This is a genomic window from Photobacterium rosenbergii, from assembly GCF_033022775.1.
In the GTDB taxonomy this organism is placed as follows: domain Bacteria; phylum Pseudomonadota; class Gammaproteobacteria; order Enterobacterales; family Vibrionaceae; genus Photobacterium; species Photobacterium rosenbergii_A.
Genome location: NZ_JAWJZI010000011.1, coordinates 93318 through 101007, shown reverse-complemented (window position 1 = coordinate 101007; position 7690 = coordinate 93318). Strand labels below are relative to the sequence as shown.

General features: G+C 57.2%; 5 protein-coding genes. 2 read left to right on the top strand and 3 right to left on the bottom strand.

Annotated elements, in window-relative coordinates; genetic code table 11:
- Positions 1–146 precede the first annotated feature (146 nt).
- Positions 147–2483 carry a Tex family protein gene (locus R2X38_RS20155; protein WP_317524135.1) on the bottom strand — a complete coding sequence of 779 codons (2337 nt, stop codon included), beginning with the start codon at positions 2481–2483 and terminating at the stop codon, positions 147–149.
- 139 nt (positions 2484–2622) lie between these two features.
- The gene (greB, locus tag R2X38_RS20150; RefSeq protein ID WP_317524134.1) at positions 2623–3093 is read right to left on the bottom strand and encodes a transcription elongation factor GreB; all 471 of its coding nucleotides are present in this window, start codon (positions 3091–3093) and stop codon (positions 2623–2625) included.
- A 328-nt stretch (positions 3094–3421) separates the two neighbouring features.
- Here greB and ompR point away from each other — a divergent pair, with 328 nt between their 5' ends.
- The gene (gene ompR / locus R2X38_RS20145) at positions 3422–4141 is read left to right on the top strand and encodes a two-component system response regulator OmpR (protein WP_039457175.1); all 720 of its coding nucleotides are present in this window, start codon (positions 3422–3424) and stop codon (positions 4139–4141) included.
- 3 nt (positions 4142–4144) lie between these two features.
- The gene (gene envZ, locus R2X38_RS20140) at positions 4145–5494 is read left to right on the top strand and encodes a two-component system sensor histidine kinase EnvZ (RefSeq protein ID WP_317524133.1); all 1350 of its coding nucleotides are present in this window, start codon (positions 4145–4147) and stop codon (positions 5492–5494) included.
- 85 nt (positions 5495–5579) lie between these two features.
- Here the strand turns inward: envZ and recG are convergent, their stop codons facing one another.
- On the bottom strand, positions 5580–7661 hold the full coding sequence (gene recG / locus R2X38_RS20135) for an ATP-dependent DNA helicase RecG (RefSeq protein ID WP_317524132.1): 2082 nt from the start codon (positions 7659–7661) through the stop codon (positions 5580–5582).
- Between the last annotated feature and the right edge of the window lie 29 nt (positions 7662–7690).

Genomic DNA, 7690 nt, shown 5'->3' with positions numbered 1-7690 from the left:
CCAATCGCCAATCGCCAATCGCCAATCGCCAATCGCCAATCGCCAATCGCCAATCGCCAATCGCCAATCGCCAATCGCCAATCGCCCGAAATAAAAAAGAGCCGACACGAATGCCGGCTCTTTTTGTTTATTGGCCCAACTGCGCTTTACTTCTTCTTCGCGTTAGCAAACGCGGCGGCAAAGGCACCACCCATTGCGTTGTTGCTGTTGCTCGGCTGGCGGTCATGGCGCTGGCGAGGCTGTGGGTTGCGCTGGTTACCCTGAGGTCGGTTCTGCTGCGGCTTGCGGGCAGGCTTGTTATCCTGGCCCGGTTCGTCGCTAAGGCGCATCGACATCCCGATACGGTTACGCTGCAGATCCACTTCCATCACCTTGACCTTGACGATATCACCGGCCTTGACCACTTCGCGTGGGTCGGAGACAAACTTGTCCGACAGGGCCGAGATATGCACCAGGCCGTCCTGGTGGACACCGACATCGACGAAGGCACCGAAGTTGGTGACGTTGGTGATCACCCCTTCAAGCACCATGCCCGGGATCAAATCTTTGACCTCGTTGACCCCTTCGGCGAAGGTGGCGGTCTTGAACTCCGGACGCGGGTCGCGGCCCGGCTTGTCGAGCTCGCTGATGATATCGGTTACCGTCGGCAGGCCGAATTTTTCATCGGTATAGTCAGCGGCCTTGATGCTGCGCAGGAACTCGGTGTTGCCGATGATGGCATCGAGCGCCTTGTCGTTGGCTGCGGCGATGTTCTTGACCACGGCATAGGACTCCGGGTGAACCGCCGAGCTATCAAGTGGGTTCTTGCCGCCCATGATACGCAGGAAACCAGCACACTGCTCGAATGCCTTTGGCCCGAGGCGCGCGACTTTCTTCAGGGTGGTACGGCTGTCGAACCGGCCGTTCTCATCACGGTAGTTCACGATGTTCTGGGCGATGGTGCCATTCAGGCCAGCCACACGGGTTAGCAGCGCAGGAGAGGCGGTATTCACATCAACACCGACGGCGTTTACACAGTCCTCGACCACGGCATCCAGGCGCTTGGCCAGCATGCTCTGGCTGACGTCGTGCTGGTACTGGCCCACACCGATGGATTTCGGATCGATCTTCACCAACTCGGCCAGTGGGTCTTGCAGGCGGCGGCCGATAGACACGGCGCCGCGCAGCGACACATCCAGCTGCGGGAATTCGTTGGCCGCCAATTCTGACGCCGAGTAAACCGATGCACCAGCTTCACTGACCATCACGCTCTGGATCTTGAGATTATTGTCCTTGAGCACGCTGGCAACAAAGCTGTCTGTTTCACGTGAAGCAGTACCGTTACCAATCGCTATCAAATCAACCTTGTGCTTGTTCAGCAGTGCCAGCAAGGTCGCTTCGGCTTCCGCCACGCGGGCACGGGCGGTGTGCGGGTAAATAGTGGCCGTATCCAGCAGTTTGCCGGTCGCATCGACTACCGCTATCTTACAGCCGGTACGCAGGCCCGGGTCAAGAGCCAGTGTGACTCGGGGGCCGGCCGGGGCTGCCATCAGCAAATCTTTCAGGTTGTCGGCAAACACCTGCATGGCACCGTCTTCGGCTTTTTCCTTCAGTGCTGCCATTAGTTCGGTTTCCAGGTGCATGGCAATCTTGATGCGCCATGTCCAGCTGATCACCTGCTTGCGCCAGGTATCAGCGGCCTGGGTGCCCAGTTTCACGCCTAGGTGGTCGGCAATCATCACTTCGCAGTAGGAGCCGCGCACGCCTTCTTCCTGGTTGGGATCGGCGTTGAGGCTGATCTGCAAAAAGCCTTCGTTGCGACCACGGAACAGGGCCAAAGCGCGGTGCGAAGGAATATTCTTGAAGACTTCGTTGTACTCGAAGTAGTCTTTGAATTTGGCGCCTTCCTGCTCTTTGCCTTCCACCACACGCGAGGTCAGTTCGGCCTGTGAAAGGAGGTGGCGGCGGATTTTCTCCAGCAGCGCAGCATCTTCGGCAAAGCGCTCCATCAAGATAGCGCGGGCACCGTCGAGCACGGCTTTGGTGTCGGCAAAGCCCTTGTCGCTATCGACGTAAGCTGCAGCGCTGTCTTCCGGTGTTTGGCTCGGATCGTTCCACAGTGAGTCTGCCAGTGGCTCAATGCCTGCTTCAATGGCGATCTGACCTTTGGTACGGCGCTTGGGCTTGTAGGGCAGGTAGAGATCTTCAAGGCGGGTCTTGCTATCGGCACCCGTGATGGCCGCTTCGAGCTCGGCCGTTAATTTGCCCTGCTCGGTAATGGATTTGATGATCACCTGGCGGCGGTCTTCGAGCTCGCGCAGATAGCCGAGGCGAGATTCCAGGTTGCGGAGCTGGGTGTCATCCAGCCCACCAGTGACTTCCTTACGGTAACGGGCCACGAAAGGCACGGTGTTACCATCATCGAGCAAAGTGATTGCGGCTGTGACTTGTTCCTGGCGAACATTCAGCTCAGTGGCAATCATCTGGTTGATCGTATTGCTCATCCGTTCATTTCTCTTGTTGTCTGGTATTGGCCCATTTTACGGGCGATAGGAATGCAGGCAAGGCATCGCGTGTTAGCGGACTGTCAGTAACTGATGGCACTTCCACGCCTTGGGCTCACCTTGTGGCTATAGCCTCGCTTTACTGATAGCGAATGCTGTTGACGAACCACTCTTTCTTGCCGGCAGGCGTATTGACCTCGACGTCGTCATCGACTTCTTTTTTCAGCAGTGCTCGGGCCATCGGCGAGTCAATCGAGATGTAGTCGTTGCGGCCGTAGATTTCGTCCGGACCGACAATGCGGAAAGACTTGGTTTCGCCATCGTCGTTCTCGATTTCGACCCAGGCACCGAAGAACACCTTGCCATCTTGCTGGGGAGAGTAATCGACGACCTGTACCTGTTCGAGCCTTTTGCGCAGGTAGCGGACCCGGCGGTCGATTTCGCGCAGGCGTTTTTTATTGTACTGGTAGTCGGCATTCTCTGAACGATCGCCTAGGCTAGCGGCCCAGGTGACTTTCTTGGTGACTTCGGGGCGCTCTTCCTTCCATAGGAAATCGAGCTCGTTTTTCAGTTTGTCATAGCCCTCGCGGGTAATGAGGTTGGTTTTCATCGCAGGATCCGGTTTTTATCGGGTTGCTGGAAGCTGAATGTCTCTGTTGTTGCCAATAGTCGTTCGGCACGGGGCACAGATCAAGTCTCAACCACTCAGAATGCGTATTGCTTTGGATAGTTCCTTGAATTTAGGTTAGTTTAAAGGGTAGGTAAACAAAGATTGTTGTCACTATCGTAGAGATAAGCCACTCGAAAACGAGCGGTCCTGACATAAACGGTAACAATTTAGTGGTTATTTTAGCGGCAAATTTCAGCTAACCGCTGGGAACGTCGAGTAAAATACGCCCAAAGCACGATAACCTCAGTCGATGCAAGTAAGGTGAGATATGCAGGAAAATTATAAGATTCTAGTTGTTGATGATGACATGCGCCTGCGTGCGCTGCTGGAGCGTTACCTGTCTGAGCAGGGCTTCCAGGTGCGTAGCGTGGCCAACGGTGAGCAAATGGACCGCTTATTGTCCCGTGAAACCTTCCACCTGATGGTATTGGATTTGATGCTGCCGGGCGAAGATGGCTTGTCGATTTGCCGCCGTTTGCGTAATGCCAACAACATGCTGCCAATCCTGATGCTGACCGCCAAGGGTGACGAAGTAGACCGTATTGTCGGCTTGGAAGTCGGCGCTGACGACTACCTGCCTAAGCCATTCAATCCGCGTGAACTGCTGGCACGTATCCGTGCCGTACTGCGCCGCCAGACGGTTGAAGCACCCGGTGCTCCGAGTGTCGACAGCAAGATCATCGAATTCGGCGAGTTCCGCCTGAACTTGGGTACTCGCGAAATGTTCCGTGGCGAAGAGTCGATGCCGCTGACATCGGGTGAGTTTGCGGTATTGAAAGCGCTGGTAACCAATGCCCGCGAGCCAATGTCCCGCGACAAGCTGATGAACATGGCCCGTGGCCGTGAATACTCTGCGATGGAGCGTTCGATTGACGTTCAGATCTCCCGTCTGCGCCGGATGATCGAAGAAGACCCTAGCCGCCCACGCTACATCCAGACCGTATGGGGACTGGGCTACGTATTCGTACCGGACGGCAGCGAGGCGTAAGCCATGCGACTGTCGCCACGTAGTACCTTTACCCGGACACTGATCCTTCTGGCTGGCTTGTTGATAGCCAGCCAGATTTTCTCTTACCTGGCGGTACTCAACTATGCCTTGCTGCCAAGCTTGCAGCAGTTCAACCGGATCCTTGCCTACGAGGTGCGCTTAATGCTCAAGGAGGATGTTGAGCTCGCTGACGGCAATACTTTCCATCTCGATACCCCGCTGAGGCGGCAGTTGCTCGAGCAGCTCGGGGTGACCCTGCATGCCGAGGACGGGAGTGATCCTGACCACGATGATGAGCTGCAGGAATTCGCCAAAGCCACGGTGATTGAATATCTCAGCGCGGAGATGACCCAGGAGCTGGCGTCGCCAACCGAAGTGCGCTTGGTGCTGGGGGCCGACAGCTATGTGCTGTGGCTCAGGAGTGATTCAATACCCGGTTTCTTGATGCGGATCCCGCTGTCCGAATTGCAGGAAGACGACTTCTCACCGCTGTTCCACTACAGCTTGATCATTGCCTTTATGGTGATTGCCGGTGGCTGGTTGTTCATCCGGATCCAGAACCGCCCGCTGGTGGCGCTGGAACAAGCGGCCTTGCAGGTGGCAAAGGGGGAGACTCCACCGGTATTGCCTGAACGAGGCGCGTCGGAAATTCGTGCGGTAACCAAGGCATTCAACCGGATGTCGGCGGGGATCAAGCAGCTCGAAGATGACCGTGCCCTGCTGATGGCCGGTGTCAGTCATGACTTGCGTACACCTCTGACCCGCATTCGCCTGGCAACCGAGATGATGTCGCCGGAAGACAGCTATTTGGCCGAGAGCATGATCAACGATACCGAAGAGTGTAACGAGATCATCAGCCAGTTCATGGACTATCTCAAGTCGACCAAGAAGCAGGCAGAAGAGGAGCTCGAGCTCAACTACCTGCTGGAAGAGGTGGCTGAAGCCGAAGGGGGCTACGAGCGCCAGGTCGAGCTGGAGTTGGCGGATATCCCTGGTGTGATCATCGGCAATGGTGTCTCCATCAAGCGCTCTATCACCAACCTGGTGGTCAATGCCCAGCGCTACGGCAATGGCTTGGTCAAGATTTCCAGCGGTACCGCTGCCGATCGCAAGAGTGCCTGGTTCTGTGTCGAGGATGATGGCCCGGGTATCGACCCTGATCAGGTAGCGAGGATGTTCCAGCCGCTGACCCGCGGCGATACTGCCCGTGGTACTGACACCGAAGGCACCGGTTTAGGGCTGGCAATCGTCAAACGTATTATCGATCAGCATGAAGGGGTGATCCAGGTGTCCAATCGTCGTGAAGGTGGCCTGCGGGTGCAGATCAGCTTGCCGTTGCATGCCAAGAAATAGCTGCTAAGCAAGCTTGTTCAATGATAAAAAAGCGAGGATGAGACCTCGCTTTTTTATTGCCTGTTTTCAGGAATTAGCCCTGTTTTTAAGCATTGGAATAGTTCTCCCGCTGGCCGAGCCAGCGGTCGATGATGGCCTTGGCGTTGTCCGGGTAGTTATCGTGCAGGTAACGGGCCAGCTTCTGGACCTGCGGGATCAGGTGTTGGTCACGGACCAGGTCGGCGACCTTGAACTCGGCAATACCGGTCTGCTTGGTACCTAGCAATTCGCCGGGGCCGCGGATTTCCAAATCACGCTGGGCGATGACAAAGCCGTCACTGCTCTCGCGCAGTACCCCAAGGCGTTTCTGCGCGGTTTTCGACAGCGGTGCATGGTAGAGCAGTACACAGTGGCTGGCGACGCTGCCCCGACCAACCCGGCCGCGTAACTGGTGCAGCTGGGCCAGGCCGAGACGCTCCGGGTTCTCGATCACCATCAAACTTGAGTTGGGAACGTCAACACCGACTTCGATGACGGTGGTGGCAACCAGCAGGTGCAAATCCCCATCTTTAAATCGCTTCATCACGTCCTGTTTTTCAGCCGGTTTCATCCGGCCATGAACCAGCCCGATATTGAGTTCGGGTAATTGTGCGGTCAGCTCGTCGGCGGTATCGGAGGCGGCTTGGGCTTCCAAGACCTCGGACTCATCAATCAGGGTGCAGACCCAATAGGCTTGGCGGCCTTCATTGAGGCAGGCCGAGCGGATGCGCTCGATGATTTCCTGGCGGCGTGAGTCGGGCAGGGCGACGGTTTGGATCGGGGTCCGGCCCGGTGGCAGCTCATCGATGACCGAGGTTTCCAAATCGGCATAAGCGGTCATTGCCAGGGTACGCGGGATCGGGGTGGCGGTCATGATCAGCTGGTGTGGATAGCAGCCGCCATTGGCCCCTTTCTCGCGTAGCTCGAGGCGCTGGTGGACACCGAAGCGGTGCTGCTCGTCGATAACTACCAAGGCGAGGTTATTGAAGACGACTTGCTCCTGGAACAGGGCATGGGTACCAACCACCATCTTAGCTTCGCCGCTTTCGATGCGGGCGAGCTCCTTGTCGCGCGCCTTGCCCTTGAGCTTGCCGGCCAACCAGCCGACTTCAATCCCCAGCGGGTTGAGCCAGGCGGCGAAGTTGATCGCATGCTGCTCGGCCAGCAGTTCGGTTGGCGCCATCAGCGCGACCTGGTAGCCATGCTCGATGGCACGCAGGGCTGCGAGTGCTGCGACAAGGGTTTTGCCCGAGCCAACATCGCCTTGGACCAGGCGCATCATCGGGTGGGGTACAGCAAGGTCGCGCTCGATATCAGCCACTACCCGCTGCTGGGCACCGGTCGGGGTAAATGGCAGGCTGGCCAGCAATTTGCCTTTGAGGGTATTGCTCTCAGCCAGCGGCCAGGCGGCATGGCGCTGGCTTTTGTGGCGCACTGCCAGCATCGACAGGTTCTGTGCCAGCAGCTCTTCGAGGATCAGGCGCTGCTGGGCCGGGTGCTTGCCTTCCTCGAGTTGGTCGAGGGAAACATCCGGTGTTGGCCGGTGCATGATATGCAGGGCCTGCGCCAGGGTCATCTGGCGGTCGTACAGGCCTTCTGGCAGCAGCTCTCGCACCGCCGATTTGTCGAGCAGGCGCATGGCCTGGTCGGTGAGGTTGCGCAGGGTCAGCTGGCGCAGGCCGTCGGTAGTCGGGTAGACTGGTGTCAGGGTTTCCTCGGTACTGAGCTCGGTCGGCTCTGAGAAGACTTTGTAATCGGGGTGGATGATCTCAAGCCCGTACTTGCCGCGCTTGATTTCGCCATAGGCTTTGACCTGCTTGCCCTCACTGAGGCTATTTTTCATTGCGGCATTAAAGTTGAAAAAACGCAGGGTGGCACTGCCGCTCTGGTCACTGATCTTGACGGTCAGCATCCGGCGTTTGCCGAAAGTGATGTTGCTGCTCAGCACTTCGCCTTGAATTGTGAGGTGCTGGCCCGCCATGGCGCTGGCAATCGGCCAGATCCGGGTGCGGTCTTCGTAGCGGAGCGGCAGGTGGAAGAGGAGATCCTGCACCGTATGCAGGCCGATTTTTTCCAGTTTTTCTGCCATTTTGGCACCGACACCCGACAGTTCGGTCAGGGCTATAGTATCGAGAAGTTGTCCGCTCATTACTACTCCATTATGGCCACATCCGTTAT